Source organism: Streptomyces sp. NPDC043812 (assembly GCF_056436245.1).
The window spans coordinates 41,458-64,883 of the sequence record NZ_JBWKCY010000006.1 but is presented as its reverse complement, the minus strand read 5'-3'; the positions used below and the strand labels follow the sequence as shown (position 1 = coordinate 64,883).

Here is a 23,426-nt window from a genome sequence, read left to right as displayed (position 1 = left end):
GGACGAACAGCCGCGGCGGGGCCAGGACAAGGATTGGGCCGCCTCCAACTGCCTGTAAATCACTGTGCATTTCCGGTTTCGGACAATGTCCTGTTCAGCGGGGACGGGTGCGGGCGCAGCAGGACGGACGGCGCATTTGGCGCGAATGGGCCCTGTTCTGTTGGGCATTCGCGGGATCTTGACGGCCGCCGAAGCGCCACTTACAGTCCCCACGCCGATGCCCCCACGTCGGCGTGGGAGGTACACGTGTTCCTGCTGGAGCCCGTCGGTCTCGGCCGGCTCGACAACGACGCCTACCTCGCCCTGCTCGACCTGAAGCGGGCCACGGCGGAGGAGCTCGCCGCGAGCATCGGGTGCTCCCCGCCCGAACTGCGCCCCGTCGTCCGCCGTCTCCTCGACCACGGGCTCGTTCAGCAGCTCGGCTTCACGCCGGCGCTGTACGCCGTCGTCGCGCCCGACGAGGCCCTCCCCGAGCTGATCAACCGCCGACGCGGCGACCTCGCCCAGATGCAGCTGCACGTCGAGGAACTGGCCGACCGGCTGCGTGCCAGGCCCGCGCACGGGGGGACGCCGGTCGTCGAGCTGCTGGAGGGCGAGGACGCCGTGCTGGCCGCGGTGTCACGGCTCCAGCTCCAGGCGCGCGAGGAGATAATCGCGGTCGACGCCCCGCCGTACATCGGCGGCCAGAGCAACCCGAACGACCTCGAACTGCGCCGCCTCGCGGACGGCGTCGCCTACCGGTTCGTCTACGCCCGCGAGGCGCTGGCGTCGCCCGAGCACCTGGACGCCATGCGCCGCTGCACCGAGGCCGGCGAACAGGCCAGGATCCTGCCGGATGTCACCCTGAAGCTGTTCGTCGTCGACCGGACCACCGCGCTGCTGCCCGTCTCCTACACCGACCCGGACCCGAGCGTCCGGCTGCTGGTGCACGAGTCGGCACTCGTCGACGTCATCGTCAGCTGCTTCGAGAGCCTGTGGGCGCGCGCCACGCCCTTGGCCGAGACCGAGGCGCAGGGCGGCGTGTCCGCCAAGGACCGCGAGCTGCTGTCGCTGATGGCGTCCGGCATGAAGGACCGCACCATCGCCCGGTCCCTCGGCGTGACCGAGCGCACCGTGGGGCGCAGGCTCACCGAGCTGATGGCCGAACTGGGCGTGGAGACACGCTTCCAGGCCGGTGTGCAGGCGGCCCACCGGGGTTGGCTCTGACCCGTTCCGGCAGGCGGATAGGGTCGCACGCATGTCCCGACGCGCCCTTCCGCCCCCGCCGCCGCCTGCCGAGATGCGCGCCTGGCCGGACAGAGAGGCCATGCTCGCCGACCGCGCCAGGGCGATGGGTGAACTGCACCGGATGACGATGGGCGCATCGCTGCTGGTCCAACTGTGGGCGATGGCCGCGGGGTTCACGGTGGGTTGGCTGCTGTTCGCCTCGGCACTGCGGGAGTTCGACGAGGGGGTCGACCTCCTCAGCCCCGTATTCGGCGCGGTACTGGCCCTGCTGGGTGCGGCGATCATGGTGCCGACGGGCTTGCTGATCGCCTTCGGCCTCGCCCACGACGGCAAGGTGCGCGCCCTGCTGCGCGCATGGACGGCCCTGGCCAGGGACCCGGCCCGCGACGCCCGTTTCACGTCCCCCGTCCTGAGCCTGGCGTGGTTCCTGCCCTCGTTCCTGCTCTGCGCCTGCGGCCTGTGGCTCTCCTTCACGGTCCCGGCGGGCGCCGAACCGGGCAAGGACACTCTGCCGGGCGTCGTGCTCCTGATGGGCCTGGGAACGATCCTGTGGCTGACGGGCCTCATCGGAGCCGCGAAGGCGGTGGGCCACTACCGCTGGGCGGTGCGTCTGCCTGCGGGCGGACGAGTGCCGGCGTCCGCGGCGGAGGATGCGCTCCGCTGAGGCGTGGTGGGCGCGGCTACGCCGGCCGGCCGATGAGCATCGTCGGCGCCCCCGCGACCCGCGTCAGGAACACCGTGGCGGAGCCCCGGCCCTGCGGCTTCACCTTGCGGCGCAGCTCCTCCGGTTCGACCGCCGAGCCGCGCTTCTTCACCGTCAGGTTCCCCACCCCCCGCTCCCGGAGCAGGGCCTTCAGCTTCTTGACGCCGAAAGGGAGTTCGTCGGTGATCTCGTACGCCGTCGCGTACGGGGTCGGCCGGAGCTCGTCCGCGGTGATGTAGGCGATCGTCTCGTCGATCAGGCCGCCCGACACGTCCTCGGCGACCTCCGCGACCAGGTGGGCGCGGATCACCGCGCCGTCCGGCTCGTAGAGGTAGCGGCCGACCGGCCGGACGGCCGGATCCGGCAGTCCGCGGCCGGTCAGGGTGTGCGGGCCCGGGAGGAGCGTGGCGTTGACGGTGGAGGGCGCCGTGCCGAACCAGAGCACCGCTTCCTTCACATCGCCGCCGTCCGAGATCCACTCCGCTTCGGCGTCCTCGGGGACGGCCTCGTGGGGGATGCCCGGGGCGACCTTCAGCGCCGCGTGCGGGCGCGTGCGGGCGGCCTCGATCGCCCAGGACAGGGGAGGGGAGTACGCCTGGGGGTCGAAGATCCTGCCCCGGCCGCCGCGGCGGGCCGGGTCCACGAACACCGCGTCGTAGGGCGCCGTGTCGATGTCGGTGACGTCCGCGCAGCGGACCTCGATCAGACCGGCCAGGCCGAGTGCTGCGGCGTTTGCGCGCGCGACTTCCGCCGTGAGCGGGTCGCGGTCGACCGCCAGGACCGCGATGCCCGCGCGGGCGAGCGCCAGCGCGTCGCCGCCGATGCCGCTGCACAGGTCGGCGACGCTGCGCACGCCGAGCGCGGCGAAACGGGCGGCGCGGTGCGCCGCGACGGAGCGGCGGGTGGACTGCTCGACGCCGTTCCCGGTGAAGAACATCCGGCCGGCGTCCTCGGCGCCGAACTTCGCCACCGCCCGCTGCCTCAGCCGCGCCTGCCCGAGCGCCGCCGATACGAGCTCCGCCGGATACTCGCGGCGCAGCCGGGTGGCGACCGCCAGTTCGTCGGACGGGTCGTAGTCGGCCAGTGAGGCCAGCAGGGCGCTGCCCTCCTCGGAGCGCAGTGCGGAGAAGGCGGCGAGCGGATCGAGGTCGTTCACCGGCCCATTGTGGGCCAGCCGGGGGATGGTCCGCGTGCGCAGGCGGTGTCGGCCGGGCGGGCGGGCCTTGCGCTGACAGGATGCGACGCCATGCAGCTAGTACGACAAAAGGGAAAAGTGAGGATGCGTCGGGTCCGTGTGGCCCTCGCCGCGCTTGTTGCCGCCGCCGTCGCGTCCGGCTGTGCCTCCGGGGGTGCGGAGCACTCCCGCCCGGACAGGCCGGCGTCGAAGTCACCGTCGGGCCGGGTCGCGAACCAGGGCCCGGAGGGCCGGCAGGCCGGCGCGCTGTCCGCGTACCTGGAGAAGGTCAGACGGGCCCAGGCGGTGCGTGCCAAGGCGGCCAGGAAGTGGGGGCTGAAGCAGACGCCGCTCGCCGCACCCCCGCCGCCCGCGGTCAAACCACGGATCACCACCCGCAAGGGTTTCGAGGTCAAGGGCGGCGACGAGCTGCCGCCCGTCTTCACCACCGTCCCCACGAAGGAGAAGATCGTCTTTCTGACGATCGACGACGGCGCGGAGAAGGACCCCGAGCTGCTGCGGATGATGTCCGAACTGCGGATCCCGTACAGCGCCTTCCTGAGCGACTACGTCATCGCCGACGACTACGACTACTTCGAGAAGATGCAGGACCGCGGGGTGGCGCTGCACAACCACACCCTCCACCACCCCTATCTGCCGGGCCTTTCGTACTCCCAGCAGAAGCGCGAGATCTGCGGGCAGCAGGACAGGCTGAAGAAGCGGTACGGCACACGGCCGGAACTGTTCCGCCCGCCGTACGGCAACTACAACCGGGACACCCTGCGGGTCGCGAAGTCCTGCGGGGTCAAGGCCGTGCCGCTGTGGGCGGCGGAGGCGTTCCCCGACCACATGGAGTGGCGCGAATGGGATCGCGACCTGCATCCCGGCGACATCATCCTCACGCATTTCCGCGGCAGGGATACCTGGAAGGGCACGATGGCGGACATGATCCGCCGGGTCATGAGGACCGTGACCGCGAAGGGCTACGCGGTGGCGAAGCTGGAGGACTACGTATGAGCCGGGTGCACCGGCTGCTCGCCGGCCTGTCTGCCGCCGGTGCGCTCCTCGCGGCGGCGGGGTGCACGCAGTCCGTGGACCCGATCGAACGACTGGGCCGCAAGGTGGCGCAGAAGGCCGCGCCGGCCGCTGCCGATCACGGCCACTCCCGGCCGCCCGCCCCCGGGAATCCGTGACACCGACGCCCGCCCCTGCGGCAGCCGCGTCCGCTGCCGCAGGGGCGGGGGTGAGGCCATGCGTTTGTCAGGAACGCGATGCGCTGTCCGGGCGTTGACCGGATCGAGACCGAACCGCCACGCGGCATCGGATTGGCACTCCGCTTGACCGAGTGCTAATCGCAGTCATAGTCTCGCTCCTGGCACTCCCCGAGGGAGAGTGCCAACACAGCGACGGGCAGGTCCGGCACCCGCGACGACGGATCCACCTGGTCGCCACCTCAGATCAGTTAACCCCGTGAGATCTCCGAAGGGGGAGGTCGGATCGTGACGACCACCAGCTCCAAGGTTGCCATCAAGCCGCTCGAGGACCGCATTGTGGTCCAGCCGCTCGACGCCGAGCAGACCACGGCCTCTGGCCTGGTCATTCCGGACACCGCCAAGGAGAAGCCCCAGGAGGGCGTCGTCCTGGCCGTGGGCCCGGGCCGCTTCGAGAACGGCGAGCGTCTTCCGCTCGACGTGAACGTCGGCGATGTCGTGCTTTACAGCAAGTACGGCGGCACCGAAGTGAAGTACAGCGGCGAGGAGTACCTCGTCCTCTCGGCTCGCGACGTGCTCGCGATCATCGAGAAGTAATTCACCGAAGCACATTGCTTTGTGAGCTGCGCCCCTGGTCACCCCGCTGATTGCCGGGCGGCGAGGGGCGCCGTTCATTTGAATACGAGTTCCGAGAGGGCTGAACCGCTCCCATGGCGAAGATCCTGAAGTTCGACGAGGACGCCCGTCGCGCCCTCGAGCGCGGCGTCAACAAGCTTGCCGACACGGTGAAGGTGACGATCGGCCCCCGCGGCCGCAACGTCGTCATCGACAAGAAGTTCGGCGCTCCCACCATCACCAACGACGGTGTCACCATCGCCCGTGAGGTCGAGGTCGACGACCCGTACGAGAACCTGGGCGTCCAGCTGGTGAAGGAGGTGGCGACCAAGACCAACGACATCGCGGGTGACGGTACGACCACCGCCACCGTGCTGGCCCAGGCGCTGGTCCGCGAGGGCCTGCGCAACGTCGCCGCCGGTGCCTCCCCGGCCGCCCTGAAGAAGGGCATCGACGCCGCGGTCAAGGCCGTGTCCGAGGAGCTCCTCGCGACCGCCCGTCCGATCGAGGACAAGACCGACATCGCCGCCGTGGCCGCGCTCTCCGCGCAGGACCAGCAGGTCGGTGAGCTCATCGCCGAGGCGATGGACAAGGTCGGCAAGGACGGTGTCATCACCGTCGAGGAGTCCAACACCTTCGGTCTGGAGCTGGACTTCACCGAGGGCATGGCCTTCGACAAGGGCTACCTGTCCCCGTACATGGTGACCGACCAGGAGCGTATGGAGGCCGTCCTCGACGACCCGTACATCCTGATCCACCAGGGCAAGATCGCCTCCATCCAGGACCTGCTCCCGCTGCTGGAGAAGGTCATCCAGGCGGGTGGCTCCAAGCCGCTGCTGATCATCGCCGAGGACGTCGAGGGCGAGGCCCTGTCGACCCTGGTCGTGAACAAGATCCGCGGCACCTTCAACGCGGTGGCCGTCAAGGCCCCCGGCTTCGGCGACCGCCGCAAGGCGATGCTCGGCGACATGGCCACCCTCACCGGTGCCACCGTCATCGCCGAGGAGGTCGGCCTCAAGCTCGACCAGGCCGGTCTGGACGTGCTGGGCACCGCCCGCCGCGTGACCGTCTCCAAGGACGACACCACCATCGTCGACGGTGGCGGCAACCACGAGGACATCGTCGGCCGCGTCAACCAGATCAAGGCCGAGATCGAGTCCACCGACTCCGACTGGGACCGCGAGAAGCTCCAGGAGCGCCTCGCGAAGCTGGCCGGCGGCGTGTGCGTGATCAAGGTCGGCGCCGCCACCGAGGTGGAGCTGAAGGAGAAGAAGCACCGTCTGGAGGACGCCATCTCCGCGACCCGCGCCGCGGTCGAGGAGGGCATCGTCTCCGGTGGTGGCTCCGCGCTCGTCCACGCCGTCAAGGTCCTCGAGGGCAACCTCGGCCTGACCGGCGACGAGGCCACGGGTGTGGCGGTCGTCCGCCGCGCCGCTGTCGAGCCGCTGCGCTGGATCGCGGAGAACGCCGGTCTCGAGGGCTACGTCATCACCTCCAAGGTGGCCGAGCTCGAGGCGGGCCAGGGCTTCAACGCCGCCACCGGCGAGTACGGCGACCTGGTCAAGGCCGGTGTCATCGACCCGGTCAAGGTCACGCGCTCCGCCCTGGAGAACGCCGCCTCCATCGCCTCCCTGCTGCTCACGACCGAGACCCTGGTCGTCGAGAAGCCGGCCGAGGACGAGGCCGAGGCGGGCCACGGCCACGGTCACGGCCACAGCCACTGACGCTTCGTCGTCTGCAGAAGGCCCCTGTCCCGCGCTCGGCGCGGGGCGGGGGCCTTCGCCGTTTCCGGAACTACATCGCGCCGAGCTGCCGCATCAGACGCATCATGTCCATGTGCCACCAGCCTTCCTTGATCATTCCGTCCTCGAACCGGAAGATCGTCGTGCCGGTCATGGTGCACTGCTCGCCGGTGGCAGGGATGCCCTGGAAGTCGCCCTTGTGCTTCCCGCTCCAGGTCCACAGGGTGACGACGTCGTCGCCTTCGGCGATCTGGCGGTCGAGGTCGAAGGTGAAGTCGAAGCCGCCGCGCCATTGGGTCACGTCGCGCCGTACGACGTCGATGCCGGACTCCGCGTCCGGCTCGTTGGCGATGTCGTGGTCGGTGTAGTCGGGCGCGAACATCTCGTCGATGGCGCCCAGGTTTCCTCCGGCGGCGACCTCGTGGAAGAAGCGCCGCGCGCTCGCCGCATTGAGCTGCTCCTCACGGACCACATCGAGATCCGTGAACGACGGCATGCCGTCGCAGAGGGACACCATCTCGTGGAACATCTTGTCGGTCTCGGGGAGGTGGGAGTTCTGCATCGCCTCCTCGTACGAGTTGAACTCCACGATGTCGACGTAATGGCTGCTGTCGGCGCGGTCCTTGCCGGTCACCGCGTGCCCTGTGGTCCGCTTGCCCTTCGTCTGCTCGACCCACCTGTCCATCAGCGCATTCACGCCGTCGAACTGGCTGGTCTTGTAGTCGATTATTTGTACGAACTTCATGGCGCCTCCCTGTCTCGTGGGGGATACGCCCATTTTAGTGACGCAGGTCACATTTGGCGGCTCGTGATCACCGCGGCCCGTACTTCCGCCCCGTCCGGGACGTCAGCCCGCCGAGCAGCCCGCGCGGGGTCAGCTTCACCACGCCCATCAGCGCCTTGTACCTCGGGTCCGGAATGGACAGCGTCTTCCCCCTCGCCAGATCTGCGAGCGCGGACGCCACCAGCTTGTCGGCGTCCAGCCACATCCAGCCCGGGATGTCGTCCGTGCCCATTCCGGCGCGCTCATGGAACTCCGTCCGTACGAGGCCGGGGCACAGGGCCATCAGCCGTACGCCCGACCCCGCGAGATCCCGCGCCGCCCCCTGCGTGAACTGCACGACCCACGCCTTGGACGCGCCGTACGTACCGCGTGGCACGAATGCCGCGACCGAGGCCACGTTCACGACACCGCCGCGGCCGCGCTCCCGCATGGACTCGCCGGCCGTGGCCGTCAGCCGCAGCACCGCCTCGCAGTGCACCTTCAGCATCGTCAACTCGTCGGCCATGGAGACTTCGAGGAAGCGCCCCTTGTTGCCGAAGCCGGCGTTGTTGATCAGCAGATCGACCGGATGCCGGCGGTCCCCGAGCCGTTTCTCGACCGCGGCGATCCCGTCCTCGCGCGACAGGTCGGCGGTCAGCACCTCCGCCTCGATGCCGTGGCGGTCGTGCAGTTCGGTGGCCTGCTCCTGCAGTCGTTCGGTGTCACGGGCCACCAGCACCAGGTTGTGCCCCTCGGCCGCGAGCCGCCGTGCGAACGCGGCGCCGATGCCCGCGGTCGCTCCCGTGATCAGTGCAGTCGTCATGGACGGCACGTTAGTGCCCCGCGTGTGCGTGCGGCACATGGACCTGGCCCGCGCGCTCGCCCCTGTCCACCACCACGAACTGGCCCATCATTCCCTCGTCCTCGTGGTACAGCAGGTGGCAGTGGTACATGTACGGGGTGTCCGGGTCGGCAGGACCGGTGAAGCGCACGGCTATCTTCACCCTGCCGTTGCCCGGGACGAAGACCGTGTCCTTCGGGCCGCGCAGATGCGGCGGAGGCTGTTTCCCGTCGACCTCCAGGACCCTGAACTGCACGTCGTGCACATGGAAGTTGTGCGGCATTCCGTCGTCGTTGCGCAGGACCCAGGTCTCGGCCGTGCCCCGGGTGACGGTCGCGTCGATCCGGTTCATGGCCATGGGCCTGCCGTTGATCCCGGACCTCCGCAGGCCGAAGAACCGGGTGCGTACCGAGTCGCTGCCGTCCGGAGTCTCCGGCTCGCCCAGCACCGTGGGGAGGTCAGGTGAAGGGCGCAGCGCACGCGCGGCGCGTAGTTCGAGAACGTCGAACGAATCGTCGCCCCCGTTGAAGCGGGTCTGCCAGAAGTCGCCGTAGCTGTGCGGATAACTGCGCAGCACCGCCCGCTCGCCCGCCCTCATCCGCACCACCATCTCCGCCCGTTCGCCCGGCGACATCAGGATGCGGTTCATCGCCGTCGCCTTCGCCGGCCGTCCGCCGTCCGATCCGACCAGCGTGAAGCTCCGGTCGTCGGCGAAGCCGAAGTGATAGACGCGGGCGGTGGAGGCATTCAGCAGGCGCAGCCGAATCAGCTCGTCGCCCACGTCCCGGTAGGGCGCGAGCGTGCCGTTGACCATGGTCCGGTCGCCCAGGAAGCCGCTGCCGGCCATCAGTTCGTGCCCGCCGTCGAACCTCGCCCCGTCGAAGCGGACGTCCTGCACGATGACCGGCAGGTCGTCGACGCCGTACCTCTTGGGCAGCGGCAGCCGCGCCGACTGCTCGTCGTCGACGAGGAACATTCCGGCCAGACCGCGCCGGACATGCTGCTCCGTCTCGCCGTGCGGATGCGGGTGGTACCAGAGCGACGCGGCCGGCTGGTCCACCGTCCAATGCGGACTCCAGGACCTGCCCGGCGCGACCATCTGGTGCGGGCCGCCGTCCATCTCCGCGGGGAGGTGCATGCCGTGCCAGTGCACGGTGGAGGCCTCCGGCAGCCCGTTCGTGACGCGCACCTCGACCTTCTCGCCGCGCCTGGCGCGCAGTGTGGGGCCGAGATGGTCGCCGTTGAAGCCCCACGTGGGTGTCGTGCGCCCGCGCTCGAACTCCTTCTGCCCCGCCTGCATCCTGAGGTCGAAGACGCGTGTGCCGTCGCTCCGCACGGTCGAGGAGGCCAGCGGTGGCACGGCCATCTCCCGGCTGAACCCGGAGCCGACGGTGGAGACCTTCGCCTCCGAGTACAGCCAGAGGAAGCCGCCGCCGAGCGCGAGGGCGAGCACGACGGCCACGCAGGTGAGGATGACGAGGACGCGCTTCAGCGGTGACATGCCTCAAGCGTTCCGACCCGCGCCGCCGCGGTCATCGGGGACGGCCCCCCAGCCGCCCCCGATCCAACCCCCGCTGTGCCTAGGGGATTTCCCCTACCGGGCCGGCGGGGCGCGCCCCTTGCGACGGTGGAGCCGTGGCCGGGTGCTCTTCGAGGACCAGCCCGCAGCGTTTCAGATGCGTGCGGCCTGCCCGGCCCGCCAGGAGCAAGGCGCTGGGTGCACCACCGGCCGAAGGCCGGGGGAGTGCCGTAGCTGTCGTCGAAGGCACGACAGGACCGCCCGGACAGCGCACCTAGGGCCTCTCGTTTGGATCTTGCCGGGCTCGCGTACCCCGGTACGCACTCCCCCGTAGCCCTTCGGGCACGGGAGGTGCCCCCACGCTGCGTTGTCGTCGGTCGGCATGGCTCCGCCATGCCTCCTCCCCCACAGCCTTCGGCGTGGGAGGTACCCCCACCTCCGCCTTGCGATCCACGGCACCAGACCCCGCTCCCTGATCCGGCCTGATCCAAACGAAAGACCCTAGGCCGTGGCCGGACCACCCGTGCCGTGCTTGGCGACGTACTCCTGTGCGTCCTTCAGCTGCTCCGGGTGCAGCGCGTCGCCCGCCGCGAGCACCGCCGGCAGCAGCGTCCGCTCGACGGTCTCGGCCCGGAACGACATGACGACGGTGACCCCGTGGCCCGGCCGGTGCACGATCTCGATCGGGTCGCCCGCGCGGATCTCACCCGGTTCGATCACCCGCAGGTACGCGCCGGGGGCGGCGTCCTGCGTGAATCGCCTGACCCAGCCGGACTCGCCCAGCCGGCTCGCGAACGTCCGGCAGGGAATGCGGCCGCTGGTCACCTCGAGCACGGGCCCGGAGCCGATGCGCCAGCGCTCGCCGATCTCCGCGCCGTTGACGTCGACCCCGATCGTGGTGAGGTTCTCGCCGAAGACACCGTTGGCGAGCGGGCGGCCCAACTCGCGCTCCCAGCGGTCCAGATCTTCGCGAGCGAACGCGTACACGGCCTGGTCGGTGCCGCCGTGGTGGCGGAGATCGGAGATCGAGTCCCCGGCCAGCCCGCTGCCTCCCTTGCCCTTGGGACCCGGGTCGGTCACCCGGACGGCTCCGTCGTGCGGCCGCTTGTCGATCCCGGTCGTGCCGGTGGCGGCGTAGTCGACGGGCTTGAGGCCCCCCACGTTCACGCTCAAAAGCTTCATGTACCGCACGCTAGTACGCGCCCCCTCAAAGGAACCACCCGGTATTTCGCACTGCCTCCAAGGCGCCCTTATGCTTCCAAGGTGATCGAAGCCCGTCATCTCCGCGTCCTGCGTGCCGTCGCCACCACCGGCTCCTTCTCCGCGGCCGCACGCGAGCTGGGCTGCACTCAGCCGGCGGTCAGCCAGCAGATGAAGGCACTGGAGAGTTCCGCCGGCACACCGCTGCTCATCCGCACCGGCCGCGAGATGCGGCTGACCCAGGCGGGTGAAGCGCTCGTGCGGCACGCCTCCGGCATCCTCGCCGGGCTCACCGCGGCGGAGGAGGAGATCGCCGCGATCGCGGGGCTGCGGGCGGGCCGGGTCCGGCTGGTGTCGTTCCCGAGCGGCAGTTCCACCCTGGTGCCCACCGCCCTCGCCGCACTGCGTGCGGCCCACCCCGGCACCCGGGTCTCCCTCGTCGACGCCGAGCCGCCACGTTCGGTCGAGATGCTGCGCGACGGTGACTGCGACGTGGCGCTGGCCTTCCGGTACGGCGAGTCCGGCGCCGAGTGGGACGACCTCGTCGTGCGTCCTCTGCTCACCGACCGGCTCGTCGGCCTGGTGCCGGAGGGGCACAGGCTGGCCGGAGCGGAGACCGTGGCGATCGGCGATCTCGCCGAAGAGCCGTGGATCGCCGGCTGCCCGCGCTGTCGCCGCCAGCTCGTGGACGTCTGCGAGGAGGCCGGCTTCGCGCCGCGCATCGACTTCGCGACAGACGACTACCCGGCGGTGATCGGCCTGGTCGGCGCGGGTCTCGGCGTGGCGGTGCTACCGGAGCTGGCGCTGGAGTCGGTCCGCCCCAAGGGCGTCCGTACGGTGGCGGTGGAACCGCCTGTCCACCGCGAGATCGTGGCCTTGACGCTCCCGGATCTGTCCCAGGTCCCGGCGGTGTCGGCCACGCTGCACCATCTGCATCTGGCGGCTTCCCGCTGACTCGGCGTCCATCGCCGCACACACGATGGCAGCCTGCCCCGGGACATGGCGGGGACGGGCTGTGGGGGCGCTCGGACGCCAGGGCACAGTCACGCGGCCGCCGCGTGGTGCGTGCAGATGAAGGAACGTTTCTTCGTTTGGTTTCGGGACGGGACGGTCAGTTCTGCGCCGTGCCTCCCGCGCTCGTTGCGGGGATGAGCCGATGGCGTGCGCGGCCCATGAGCTCCTCGCGCTCGTCCTCCGTCAGTCCGCCCCAGACTCCGTACGGCTCGCGGACTGCCAGTGCGTGCGCCGCGCACTCCGCACGCACAGGGCACCTCATGCAGACCTCTTTCGCCGAGTTCTCACGCGCGCTTCGCGCTGCACCGCGCTCGCCCTCCGGGTGGAAGAAGAGCGAGCTGTCGACCCCGCGGCATGCCGCGAGGAGCTGCCAGTCCCACAGATCGGCGTTGGGTCCGGGAAGGCGAGAGAAATCTGCCATGGCGCATGTCCCCTTGAAACCGTGCTGAGTGGATACAGGACAAGTCGGAAACGGGCGGGACCACCGGTCGGCGTGTGCCGGATCCGGCACCCCACGCTGTGCCAACGACCGTACATCTACTGTGTAAGTAGATGTAAATATGACTCATTGCGAATCTAGCCAAAGACACCAGCGAATGGGAAGAAAAGCCGCTGAATGGGGCACGGCTTCCTGAGGAAACTTCTGTGACCTGCGACGCTCTGGTTCGCGCACGGCCCCTTACGCAGAGTGCCGAAGGGCTTCGTCCGACCCGTAACTCTTTCGAGTGACCGTCGTTGAGAGTGCGGAGGCGGTTGAAAGAACAAGCTGTCGGGCACATGTCCGAGAGCGTTCAACCGCACAGGTGACGAAAAGTACCCAGCCTGGAGGCTCAAGGTGACGCGCATCAGCTGCGGAGGGCGGCCATGACATCCGTCCTCGTCTGCGACGACTCCCCGCTTGCCCGAGAGGCGCTCCGCCGCGCGGTTGCGACCGTGCCCGGCGTCGAGCGCGTGACGACCGCGGCCAACGGCGAGGAAGTCCTCCGCCGCTGGGGCGCCGATCGTTCGGATCTGATTCTGATGGACGTGCGCATGCCCGGGCTCGGCGGCGTCGAGACCGTGCGCCGTCTGCTGTCCGCGGACCCCGGCGCCCGGATCATCATGCTCACCGTCGCCGAGGACCTGGACGGCGTCGCGCTGGCGGTCGCCGCCGGTGCGCGGGGATACCTGCACAAGGACGCATCGCGTGCCGAGCTCCGTGCGACCGTGACCCAGGCGCTCGCCGATCCGACGTGGCGTTTGGCCCCGCGCCGGCTCCGTTCGGCGGAGATGGGCGCCGCTCCCACTCTCACCGCGCGTGAGATCCAGGTGCTCGAAGGCATGAGTCACGGCCGCTCCAACGCGGAGATCGGGCGCGAGCTCTTCCTCTCCGAGGACACGGTGAAGACGCACGCCAGGCGCCTGTTCAAGAAGCTCGGCGCATCGGACCGGGCGCACGCGGTGGCGCTCGGATTCCGCTGGGGCCTGGTCCGCTGAGTGGACCGGCACGGGGTGACGGATGCCCGAGGGCATCCGTTTCCCGCGCGATGCCGCATCCTTGAGGGTGTGGAGTTCCTCGGGGACGAGTCGATCGAGCGGGAGGGGAGGGCGCAGGAGATGAGTTCCGGCGCACCTGCTCATAACGCTTCGGTGCACAACATGGGACACGGTGCGACGGAGGCTCCGCCGCCAAGGCACCATGGACCGATGCGTGACGACGAGGCGGCGACAGCCCAAGGGGCCATCGGCGCACTCGTCCATCGCGCGGTCGAGGGCGACGAGCAGGCCACGCACGACCTGCTCGCGCACGTCCATCCGCTCGCACTGCGCTTCTGCCGCTCCCGTCTGAACCGGCTTCCCGGTGACGCGCGGCATTTCGCCGACGACCTCGCGCAGGAGGTGTGCGTGGCGGTGCTCATGGCCCTGCCGCGCTACAAGGACACCGGCCGCCCCTTCGAGGCCTTCGTCTTCGCGATCGCCTCGCACAAGGTCGCCGATCTGCAGCGTGCCGCCATGCGGCACCCGGGCTCGACGGCGGTGCCGTCCGACGAGATGCCCGAGCGGCCCGACGACTCCCTCGGACCCGAGGAGCGGGCGCTGCTCAGCGACGACGCCGAGTGGGCCAAGAAGCTGCTCGCCAATCTTCCGGAGAATCAGCGCGAACTGCTGGTGCTGCGGGTCGCCGTCGGACTGACGGCCGAGGAGACCGGACAGATGCTCGGGATGTCCCCGGGTGCCGTGCGGGTCGCCCAGCACCGTGCGCTCAGCCGGCTGCGGGCACTCGCCGAGCAGTGAACCGGTCGGCCCTCGCCTACGTACGGTGATGCGTAGGAATGCACAAAGCTGCTTGCTGATCTTGATCGTGGAATGAGACGGCTCCTGGGCCCGTTAGCATGGACATCCGCACCGATCAAGGCCATTGGGGAAGGTGTCATGACCAACGTCGACGGAGTGCCCGAGAAATTCGCGACACTCGGGCTGACCTACGACGATGTGCTGCTGCTGCCGGGTGCGTCGGAAGTGCTTCCGAACGCGGTCGACACCTCGTCCCGCGTTTCCAGGAACGTACGGGTGAACATCCCGCTGCTCTCGGCGGCGATGGACAAGGTCACCGAGTCCCGCATGGCGATCGCGATGGCGCGCCAGGGCGGCGTGGGCGTGCTGCATCGCAATCTGTCCATCGAGGACCAGGTCAATCAGGTCGACCTGGTCAAGCGGTCCGAGTCCGGCATGGTCACGGACCCGATCACGGTGCACCCCGACGCCACGCTCGCCGAGGCTGACGCCCTGTGCGCCAAGTTCCGCATCAGCGGTGTGCCGGTGACCGACGCCGCGGGCAAGCTGCTCGGCATCGTCACCAACCGTGACATGGCCTTCGAATCGGTCCGCACGCGCCAGGTGCGCGAGGTCATGACCCCGATGCCGCTGGTCACGGGCAAGGTCGGCATCTCCGGCGTGGACGCCATGGAGCTGCTGCGCCGCCACAAGATCGAGAAGCTTCCGCTGGTCGACGACGCGGGCATCCTCAAGGGCCTCATCACGGTCAAGGACTTCGTCAAGGCCGAGCAGTACCCGAACGCGGCCAAGGACGCCGAGGGCCGGCTGCTCGTCGGCGCCGCCGTCGGTGCGAGCCCCGAGGCGCTGGAGCGGGCCCAGGCCCTGGCCGGTGCGGGCGTCGACTTCCTGATCGTCGACACCTCGCACGGGCACAACAGCAACGCCCTCAACTGGATGGCGAAGATCAAGTCGAGCGTGGGCGTCGATGTCATCGGCGGCAATGTGGCGACGCGGGACGGGGCCCAGGCCCTGGTCGACGCGGGTGTCGACGGCGTCAAGGTCGGCGTCGGGCCCGGCTCCATCTGCACCACCCGTGTGGTCGCCGGTATCGGTGTCCCGCAGGTCACCGCGATCTACGAGGCGGCGCTGGCATGCCGCGAGGCGGGCGTCCCGGTGATCGGCGACGGCGGCCTGCAGTACTCCGGCGACATCGGCAAGGCGCTCGCCGCCGGTGCCGACACGGTCATGCTGGGCAGCCTCCTCGCGGGCTGCGAGGAGTCCCCCGGCGAGCTGCTCTTCATCAACGGCAAGCAGTTCAAGTCGTACCGCGGCATGGGCTCGCTCGGGGCGATGCAGTCCCGCGGCCAGGGCCGTTCGTACTCCAAGGACCGCTACTTCCAGGCCGAGGTGGCCTCCGACGACAAGCTCGTCCCCGAGGGCATCGAGGGCCAGGTGCCCTACCGAGGTCCGCTCTCGGCCGTGCTGCACCAGCTGGTCGGCGGCCTGCGCCAGACCATGGGCTACGTCGGGGCGGCCTCCGTCGACGAGATGGAGAGCAAGGGCCGCTTCGTGCGCATCACCTCGGCGGGCCTCAAGGAGAGCCACCCGCACGACATCCAGATGACGGTCGAGGCGCCGAACTACAGCAGGAAGTAGTCCCTACGTCTCAGGGGCGGTCCCGGGGTTGCCGGGACCGCCCCTCACGTGTGCGTCGGGGATACTGGTAGGGCCTCTCAAGGGCGCAGTCGTAAAGGGAAAGGCCACACAACGTGACTGAGATCGAGATCGGGCGCGGCAAGCGCGGCCGCCGGGCGTACGCGTTCGATGACATCGCCGTCGTGCCGAGCCGGCGTACGCGGGACCCGAAGGAGGTCTCGATCGCCTGGCAGATCGACGCCTACCGTTTCGAGCTGCCGTTCCTCGCCGCGCCGATGGACTCGGTGGTCTCCCCGCAGACCGCGATCCGCATCGGTGAGATGGGCGGCCTGGGTGTACTGAACCTCGAGGGCCTGTGGACCCGGTACGAGGACCCGCAGCCGCTGCTGGACGAGATCGCCGGGATGGACGAGTCGAACGCCACGCGCCGGCTCCAGGAGATCTACTCCGCTCCCATCAAGGAGGAGCTGATCGGGCAGCGCATCAAGGAGGTGCGCGACTCGGGTGTCGTCACCGCCGCCGCGCTCTCCCCGCAGCGCACCGCCCAGTTCTCCAAGGCGGTCGTCGACGCCGGTGTCGACATCTTCGTCATCCGCGGTACGACCGTCTCCGCCGAGCACGTGTCGGGCGCCGCCGAGCCGCTGAACCTCAAGCAGTTCATCTACGAGCTCGACGTGCCGGTCATCGTGGGCGGCTGCGCGACCTACACGGCCGCCCTGCACCTGATGCGCACCGGCGCGGCCGGTGTGCTGGTGGGCTTCGGCGGCGGCGCCGCGCACACCACCCGCAACGTGCTGGGCATCCAGGTCCCGATGGCGACCGCCGTCGCCGATGTGGCCGCGGCCCGTCGCGACTACATGGACGAGTCCGGCGGCCGTTACGTCCACGTCATCGCCGACGGCGGTGTGGGCTGGTCCGGCGACCTGCCGAAGGCGATCGCGTGCGGCGCGGACGCCGTGATGATCGGCTCCCCGCTGGCGCGTGCGACCGACGCGCCGGGCAAGGGCCGTCACTGGGGCATGGAAGCGGTCCACGAGGACGTGCCGCGCGGCAAGCTCGTCGACCTGGGCATCGTGGGCACCACCGAGGAGGTCCTGACCGGCCCCTCGCACACCCCCGACGGTTCGATGAACTTCTTCGGCGCGCTGCGCCGGGCCATGGCGACCACGGGCTACAGCGAACTCAAGGAGTTCCAGCGCGTCGAGGTGACGGTCGCGGACTCGCAGCACCGCCGCTGACGGCTTCCGCAGTTGTGCGGAGGGGCCCGGCACCTGATGGTGCCGGGCCCCTCCGTGTTCGCCGCCCGGTCAGAGCCGGTCCGCCGCGCCCGCCGGGGTCGCTCCCCTTGTGTCCAGGAGGAGTTGGGCCTTCACCGCCAGACCCTGGAGGTCGTAGGTGCGGTGGTGCTGGAGCAGCACCGTCAGGTCCGCGCCGGCCGCGGCCTCGTAGAGGGAGTCGGCGCGAGGGACCGGGAGTTGGTTCACGCGCCAGTCCGGGACGTACGGGTCGTGGTAGCTCACCGCGGCGCCGAGGTCCATCAGACGGCGGGCGATCTCCGTGGCGGGGGATGCCTGGAGATCGGCGAGGTCGGGCTTGTAGGTGATGCCGAGGAGCAGGATGCGGGCGCCGCGCGCGGACTTGCCGTGTTCGTTGAGGAGAGTGGCGCAGCGCTGGATGACGTACTGCGGCATCCGTGCGTTGATGTCCTGGGCGAGGCCGACCATGCGCAGCGCGCGGCCGGTCGGCAGCGGCGGGCCGGGGTCCAGGGGTACGCCGTGGCCGCCGACGCCCGGTCCGGGCCGGAAGGCCTGGAAACCGAACGGCTTGGTCTCGGCGCAGCGGATGACGTCCCACAGGTCGATGCCGAGGTCATGGCAGAGCACTGCCATCTCGTTGACCAGTGCCATGTTGACGTGGCGGAAGTTCGTCTCCAGGACCTTGACGGTCTCCGCCTCGCGCAGGCCGCGGGCGCGGACGACCTTGTCGGTGAGGCGCCCGTAGAAGGCTGCCGCCGATTCGGTGCAGGCGGGGGTGAGTCCGCCGATGACCTTGGGGGTGTTGGCGTAGCCGTACGCACGGTTGCCGGGATCGGTGCGGCTGGGGGAGTAGGCGAGATGGAAGTCCCGTCCGGCCCGCAGGCCCGAGCCCTCTTCGAGCAGGGGGCGCAGGAAATCTTCCGTCGTGCCGGGCTGGACCGCCGATTCGAGGAGGACGGTGGTGTGCGGGCGCAGCCGCGAGGCGAGGGCGCGGGCACCGTCCGCGAGGGCCATCAGGTCGGGTGTGCCGTCCGGGCACGGGGGCGTGGGGGCGCAGATGACCGCGGTGCGCACGCGTCCGAGTTCCGCCGGGTCGGTGACCGTGCGGAAGCCGGCGGAGAGCATCCGGCGGATGTCGGCGGCGGTGATACCCGCCGCGGGCTCGGTACGCGGGGCGGGGTCGTACCCGATGGTTTCGATACGGGCGGCCACGGCGGCCTGGGCGAGGGGCAGGCCGAGGTGGCCGAGTCCGATGACGGCGAGATCGGCGGGCATGGCGGTGGCCGTCCTTCCCATAGCCGGAGTGGACACAGGACGCAAGCCCTGTGGGCGGAACGAGTGTGCGCAATGTCAGACTAGGCGTAAATATGACCGTTCTGTCGGATTGTGGGCGTGTGGTCGGCGGAGTGTTATCCACAGGCGGTGGCTGAAGTCGGCGAGTGCGGACAGAATCGACGATGTGAGCCCGATCGCAGGGGCCGTACGGGGGCGACGGGAGGCAGCAGTGAGGACAGCGACACTGGGACCCGAGGAGCGCGCCGCAGCGCTCGCGGCAATGGCCGAACGTGAACTGGACGTGCTGGTCGTCGGCGCAGGCGTCGTCGGAGCGGGCACCGCCCTGGACGCTGCCACGAGAGGTCTGGCCACCGGCCTGGTCGAGGCCCGTGACTGGGCGTCGGGCACCTCGAGCCGGTCGAGCAAGCTGATCCACGGCGGCCTGCGCTATCTGGAGATGCTCGACTTCGCCCTGGTCAGGGAGGCGCTCAAGGAGCGCGGCCTGCTGCTGGAGCGGCTGGCGCCGCATCTGGTCAAGCCCGTGCCGTTCCTCTACCCGCTCCAGCGCAAGGGCTGGGAGCGGTGGTACGCCGGATCCGGCGTCGCGTTGTACGACGCGATGTCGGTGTCCTCGGGTCATGGCCGTGGTCTGCCCGTGCACCGCCATCTGTCCCGGCGCAGTGCACTGCGGGTCGCGCCCGCTCTGAAGAAGGACGCCCTGGTGGGTGCCCTGCAGTACTACGACGCACAGATGGACGACGCCCGTTTCGTGACCACGCTGGTGCGCACGGCATCGAGTTACGGGGCGCAAGTGGCCAGCCGGGCAAGGGTGGTCGGCTTTCTGAGGGAGGGGGAGCGGGTCGTCGGCGCGCGGGTGCTCGACGTCGAGGCCGGCGGCGAGTACGAGATCCGTGCCCGCCAGATCGTCAACGCGACCGGTGTGTGGACGGACGACACCCAGGCGCTGATCGGCGAGCGCGGGCAGTTCCATGTGCGTGCCTCCAAAGGCATCCACCTGGTGGTGCCGAAGGACCGCATCCACTCCACGACCGGACTGATCCTGCGCACCGAGAAGTCCGTGCTCTTCGTCATCCCGTGGGGCCGCCACTGGATCGTCGGCACCACGGACACCAGCTGGGACCTGGACAAGGCGCATCCCGCCGCGTCCAGCGCGGACATCGACTATCTGCTGGAGCACGTCAATTCCGTGCTGGCCGTTCCGCTCACCCGCGACGACGTCCAGGGGGTGTACGCGGGGCTGCGGCCGCTGCTCGCGGGGGAGTCGGACGCGACGAGCAAGCTGTCGCGCGAGCACACTGTGGCGCACCCCGTGCCGGGACTGGTGGTGGTCGCTGGCGGCAAGTACACGACGTACCGGGTGATGGCCAAGGACGCGGTGGACGAGGCGGTGCACGGGCTCGACCAGCGGGTTGCCGCCTGCGTCACGGAGGACGTCCCGCTGCTCGGAGCGGAGGGCTACCGCGCCCTGTGGAACGCCCGCGCGAGGATCGCGGCGCGCACCGGACTCCATGTGGTGCGCGTGGAGCATCTGTTGAACCGCTACGGGTCGCTGACGGAGGAGCTGCTGGCGCTGATCGCCGAGGATCCCTCGCTCGGCCAGCCGCTCGGCAGCGCGGACGACTATCTGCGCGCGGAGATCGTGTACGCGGCCTCGCACGAAGGCGCGCGGCATCTCGACGACGTACTGACGCGACGCACCAGGATCTCGATCGAGACATTCGACCGGGGGACGCGCAGCGCGCGGGAATGCGCGGAACTGATGGCTCCGGTGCTGGGGTGGGAGAAGCCGCAGATCGAGAAGGAGATCGAGCACTACGAGAAGCGGGTGGAGGCGGAGCGCGAGTCGCAGCGGCAGCCGGACGACCTGACGGCGGACGCGGCTCGGCTGGGGGCACCGGACATCGTCCCGATCTGACGGCCGAGGGCGAGTGCTCGCGCCGGAGAGGAGGCGCGTCCGGCCCGCGTTGGTTCCGCCCCTTGTTCCGCCGCCCTGATCCGGTGGAAAAGGGCCGGGGCGAGGCGTGTTGGAGCGGGCCGGCACGGCCCCGACCAGCGCTGGGGCGGGCTTCACGCCGAGTGATGACATGGTGGGACGCGGAAGGCGGGCCGTATCCGGGCGCCCGTGTGCCGCCGCACGGCGGACCCGGGCGTCATTCGTGTCCCGGAGTGAGGGACAATGGTCGCTCTGCCAGGGCGGGTTACCGCATCGCGCGGGAAGCGGCAGACGCGGGCGAAGATCAGGGATCGCAGAGGGGACGCATGTCGGAGGCTGAGCAGTCGCGGGAGCCCCAGCGGGACGAGGCCGAGCGGGACGAGGTCGAGCGGGCCGGCCTCGTCGGCAAGGACGAGGACTCCGTCATGGCCGACGCCGCGAGCACCGGCGAGGCGCCGGAGGCCGTCGCGGCTTCGGACCGGTCCGAAGCGGAAGCGTCCTCGGAGGGCAAGGCGGTGACAGCCGCTCAGACTGCGGCCCCTGCACCTGCCGATGCCGATGCCGAGGGCGCGTCGGCCGAGCCGGAGGACGCGGTGGCCGGGGCGCCTGCGTCCACCGGCGGCAAGGCGTCGGGTCCGTCCACGTCGACGTCCGAGACGGATGCGGCCCCGGAAACGTCCGACACCGACACCGACACCGACACCGACACCGAGTCCGAGTCCGAGGACGGCGCCGCCGATCGTGGTGCGGCGGGTGCGGTCGTCTCCGGCCGTCCGGCGGCCGACGCGCCTGTGGACAAGGCCGAGCGCCGTTCCGGCGCCGGTGACGCGGTGGCTGTGGACGCCGGCTCGGCCGGTAGCGGCTCTGCTGGCGCCTCCGCGGAATCGAACGGCGCCGGGGCTTCCGGTCCGGTCGCCCGCGACGCCGGAGCGTCCGCCGCTGCGGACTCCACCGGGGACAAGGCCAAGGATGAGGCGGCCGACGGTCGCGGGCGTCCGGCCGGTTCCGGCGGTGCGGGCAGTGCCCCCGCCGCTTCCCGCTCCGCGGGCAAGGGCACGGCCGAAGGCCGCTTGCTCGCCCGGCGTTATCGGCTCGGCGGGGTTCTCGGGCGTGGTGGCATGGGGACCGTGTGGCGGGCAGTCGACGAGACGCTCGGGCGTACCGTCGCCGTCAAGGAGCTGCGCTTCCCCAACGCCATCGACGAGGAGGAGAAGCGCCGGCTCATCACGCGTACGCTCCGCGAGGCCAAGGCCATCGCCCGGATCCGTAACAACAGCGCGGTGACCGTCTACGACGTGGTCGAGGAGGACGACCGGCCGTGGATCGTCATGGAGCTCGTCGAGGGCAAGTCGCTCGCCGAGGTCGTGCGCGAGGACGGCACGCTGACGCCCCGTCGCGCGGCGGAGGTCGGACTCGCGATTCTCGACGTACTGCGCTCGGCGCACCGCGAGGGAATCCTGCACCGTGACGTGAAGCCGTCCAACGTACTCATCGGCAAGGACGGCCGCGTCGTCCTCACCGACTTCGGTATCGCGCAGGTCGAGGGCGATCCGTCCATCACGTCCACCGGCATGCTCGTGGGCGCGCCCTCCTACATCTCGCCCGAGCGTGCCCGCGGCCACAAGCCGGGTCCGGCCGCCGACCTCTGGTCGCTCGGTGGACTGCTCTACGCGAGCGTGGAGGGCTGCCCGCCGTACGACAAGGGCTCGGCGATCGCCACGCTCACCGCCGTGATGACCGAACCGCTCGACCCGCCCAAGAACGCCGGCCCGCTGGAGGAGGTCATCTACGGCCTGCTCGCCAAGGACCCGGCCCAGCGGCTCGACGACGCGGGGGCACGCGCACTGCTCACCCATGTGGTCAACGCGCCCGAGGCGCCGGTACGTCCGGCCGAGGCCGAGACGCCGGCGGAGCGGACGCGAGCGATAAGGATTCCGCCGGTTCCGCCCGTTCCTGAGGCGCGTCCAGAAGCCAAGCCGAAGGACCCGGCTGCCGACCGAGTGCGTGGAGCGCTGCGTTCCGTGCGCAAGGCGGCCGCGGCTGCCAAGGTCGAGTCCAAGGCCGAGTCCTCGTCGGTGCCCGGGGCAGAGGCCGCGCAGTCCACCGCCGTGAGCGGCATGCGGCCCGCTCCGGTGCGGGCGCCGCTCACCGACGTGGTTCCGCGCCGGACACTGGTGATCATCGCGGTCGTCGTGGTGCTCGCCGTCCTGTCCACGATCCTCGTCCTCGCGCTCGGCGGGGACGACGAAAAGGGCAACCAGGGCAAGACCAAGGACGACAAGACCGCCTCCGCCGGTGCCACCGCGGGCGCCGGGGACGGCAAGACCGACGGTGGTACGGGTGGCGAGAACCCGGACAGCGGCGAGGACACCGGCAAGGGCGAGGGCACGGACGACGGCACGGATGCCGGGAGCGACGGCGCCACGGGCGGTCAGCCCGGCGGTGGCGGCGAGGGCGACGGGTCCGCGCTCCCGGACGGCTATGTGATGGTCACCAACGACCAGTTCCACTTCAGCATGGCGATGCCGAAGGACTTCCGGTTCACCGGCATTGCGGGCCAGAACTCCGGCGCGAAGTTCAGCGTCGACGGCGGAACGCCGCGCGTCCAGGTCGACTTCAACGCCAGCCCCAAGGACGACGCGGCTTCCGCGTGGGCCGCGGCGGTCGCGGGCGTCAGCGCCACGAGCAACGGGTACAAGCACCTCGGCATACGGAAGGTCGACTACAACGGCTATCCCACGGTCGCGGACTGGGAGTTCGAGCGCAACGAGAACGGGCAGCGGGTACGCATCCTGAACAGGGGATTCAAGGTCGACGCCAAGCGTGGTTACTCGATCATGATCACCTGCAAGGCGAGCGAATGGGACGCCTCCGAGTGCGAGACGCTGCGCAGGACGGCGTTCGCCACGTTCAGCCCCAAGGACTGACCAAGGGCACGTATCGTGAGAACTCGCGGACGGTAAGCAGCCACAAGGGGCCGTTGAGCGACCGGAATTGACGGCTTCGTGCGGTCTTCCGGG

20 protein-coding genes are annotated in these 23,426 nt (G+C 70.2%); 13 read left to right on the top strand and 7 right to left on the bottom strand.

The window, feature by feature from the left end:
• Positions 1-246 precede the first annotated feature (246 nt).
• Entirely contained in the window at positions 247-1,206 is a 960-nt protein-coding gene (locus tag AC067Z_RS11005) for a helix-turn-helix domain-containing protein (protein ID WP_478789189.1), read from the top strand.
• 31 nt (positions 1,207-1,237) lie between these two features.
• On the top strand, positions 1,238-1,891 hold the full coding sequence (locus AC067Z_RS11000) for a hypothetical protein (protein ID WP_478789188.1): 654 nt from the start codon (positions 1,238-1,240) through the stop codon (positions 1,889-1,891).
• A gap of 16 nt (positions 1,892-1,907) precedes the next feature.
• Here the strand turns inward: AC067Z_RS11000 and AC067Z_RS10995 are convergent, their stop codons facing one another.
• The gene (locus AC067Z_RS10995; protein WP_478789187.1) at positions 1,908-3,086 is read right to left on the bottom strand and encodes a class I SAM-dependent methyltransferase; all 1,179 of its coding nucleotides are present in this window, start codon (positions 3,084-3,086) and stop codon (positions 1,908-1,910) included.
• A 90-nt stretch (positions 3,087-3,176) separates the two neighbouring features.
• On the opposite strand from AC067Z_RS10995, the gene AC067Z_RS10990 reads away from it, so the two are divergent.
• From AC067Z_RS10990 to groL, 4 genes are all read left to right on the top strand, one after another.
• Positions 3,177-4,121, top strand: a complete 945-nt coding sequence (locus AC067Z_RS10990; RefSeq protein WP_478789186.1) for a polysaccharide deacetylase family protein — start codon at positions 3,177-3,179, stop codon at positions 4,119-4,121.
• Positions 4,118-4,297 (top strand): hypothetical protein, encoded by a 180-nt coding sequence (locus AC067Z_RS10985; RefSeq protein WP_478789185.1) that lies wholly within the window; start codon positions 4,118-4,120, stop codon positions 4,295-4,297. The genes AC067Z_RS10990 and AC067Z_RS10985 overlap by 4 nt, the downstream gene beginning before the upstream one ends.
• A gap of 306 nt (positions 4,298-4,603) precedes the next feature.
• A complete protein-coding gene (groES, locus tag AC067Z_RS10980) occupies positions 4,604-4,912 on the top strand; it encodes a co-chaperone GroES (RefSeq protein ID WP_478789184.1) in 309 nt (102 codons plus the stop codon).
• Positions 4,913-5,025: 113 nt separating this feature from the next.
• Positions 5,026-6,654, top strand: a complete 1,629-nt coding sequence (groL, locus tag AC067Z_RS10975; RefSeq protein ID WP_478789183.1) for a chaperonin GroEL — start codon at positions 5,026-5,028, stop codon at positions 6,652-6,654.
• 70 nt (positions 6,655-6,724) lie between these two features.
• Here groL and AC067Z_RS10970 read toward each other — a convergent pair whose 3' ends face one another.
• The 4 genes from AC067Z_RS10970 to AC067Z_RS10955 all read right to left on the bottom strand — a co-directional run bounded on the left by AC067Z_RS10970 (position 6,725) and on the right by AC067Z_RS10955 (position 10,977).
• Entirely contained in the window at positions 6,725-7,417 is a 693-nt protein-coding gene (locus tag AC067Z_RS10970; protein WP_478789182.1) for an ester cyclase, read from the bottom strand.
• Positions 7,418-7,484: 67 nt separating this feature from the next.
• Entirely contained in the window at positions 7,485-8,258 is a 774-nt protein-coding gene (locus tag AC067Z_RS10965) for an SDR family NAD(P)-dependent oxidoreductase (RefSeq protein WP_478789181.1), read from the bottom strand.
• A 10-nt stretch (positions 8,259-8,268) separates the two neighbouring features.
• Positions 8,269-9,777, bottom strand: a complete 1,509-nt coding sequence (locus tag AC067Z_RS10960; protein WP_478789180.1) for a multicopper oxidase family protein — start codon at positions 9,775-9,777, stop codon at positions 8,269-8,271.
• 519 nt (positions 9,778-10,296) lie between these two features.
• Positions 10,297-10,977: an MOSC domain-containing protein gene (locus AC067Z_RS10955; RefSeq protein ID WP_478789179.1), complete on the bottom strand. Its 681-nt coding sequence runs from the start codon at positions 10,975-10,977 to the stop codon at positions 10,297-10,299.
• A gap of 81 nt (positions 10,978-11,058) precedes the next feature.
• On the opposite strand from AC067Z_RS10955, the gene AC067Z_RS10950 reads away from it, so the two are divergent.
• Complete coding sequence (locus AC067Z_RS10950) at positions 11,059-11,949, top strand: LysR family transcriptional regulator (protein WP_478789178.1); 891 nt, start codon at positions 11,059-11,061, stop codon at positions 11,947-11,949.
• Between the two features lie 157 nt (positions 11,950-12,106).
• Here the strand turns inward: AC067Z_RS10950 and AC067Z_RS10945 are convergent, their stop codons facing one another.
• A complete protein-coding gene (locus AC067Z_RS10945; RefSeq protein WP_478789177.1) occupies positions 12,107-12,430 on the bottom strand; it encodes a WhiB family transcriptional regulator in 324 nt (107 codons plus the stop codon).
• Positions 12,431-12,873: 443 nt separating this feature from the next.
• On the opposite strand from AC067Z_RS10945, the gene AC067Z_RS10940 reads away from it, so the two are divergent.
• The 4 genes from AC067Z_RS10940 to AC067Z_RS10925 all read left to right on the top strand — a co-directional run bounded on the left by AC067Z_RS10940 (position 12,874) and on the right by AC067Z_RS10925 (position 17,159).
• Positions 12,874-13,485, top strand: a complete 612-nt coding sequence (locus tag AC067Z_RS10940) for a response regulator transcription factor (protein WP_003948568.1) — start codon at positions 12,874-12,876, stop codon at positions 13,483-13,485.
• Between the two features lie 210 nt (positions 13,486-13,695).
• Positions 13,696-14,283: a sigma-70 family RNA polymerase sigma factor gene (locus tag AC067Z_RS10935; RefSeq protein ID WP_478789176.1), complete on the top strand. Its 588-nt coding sequence runs from the start codon at positions 13,696-13,698 to the stop codon at positions 14,281-14,283.
• 138 nt (positions 14,284-14,421) lie between these two features.
• Positions 14,422-15,921, top strand: a complete 1,500-nt coding sequence (gene guaB / locus AC067Z_RS10930) for an IMP dehydrogenase (RefSeq protein WP_478789175.1) — start codon at positions 14,422-14,424, stop codon at positions 15,919-15,921.
• Between the two features lie 113 nt (positions 15,922-16,034).
• A complete protein-coding gene (locus AC067Z_RS10925; RefSeq protein ID WP_478789174.1) occupies positions 16,035-17,159 on the top strand; it encodes a GuaB3 family IMP dehydrogenase-related protein in 1,125 nt (374 codons plus the stop codon).
• A 69-nt stretch (positions 17,160-17,228) separates the two neighbouring features.
• Here the strand turns inward: AC067Z_RS10925 and AC067Z_RS10920 are convergent, their stop codons facing one another.
• Positions 17,229-18,452, bottom strand: coding sequence for a nucleotide sugar dehydrogenase (locus tag AC067Z_RS10920; RefSeq protein WP_478789416.1), 1,224 nt, complete (start codon positions 18,450-18,452; stop codon positions 17,229-17,231).
• Between the two features lie 229 nt (positions 18,453-18,681).
• On the opposite strand from AC067Z_RS10920, the gene AC067Z_RS10915 reads away from it, so the two are divergent.
• Together AC067Z_RS10915 and AC067Z_RS10910 are read left to right on the top strand one after the other, a co-directional pair.
• Entirely contained in the window at positions 18,682-20,388 is a 1,707-nt protein-coding gene (locus AC067Z_RS10915) for a glycerol-3-phosphate dehydrogenase/oxidase (RefSeq protein ID WP_478789173.1), read from the top strand.
• A 344-nt stretch (positions 20,389-20,732) separates the two neighbouring features.
• Positions 20,733-23,333, top strand: a complete 2,601-nt coding sequence (locus AC067Z_RS10910; RefSeq protein ID WP_478789172.1) for a serine/threonine-protein kinase — start codon at positions 20,733-20,735, stop codon at positions 23,331-23,333.
• Positions 23,334-23,426 lie beyond the last annotated feature (93 nt).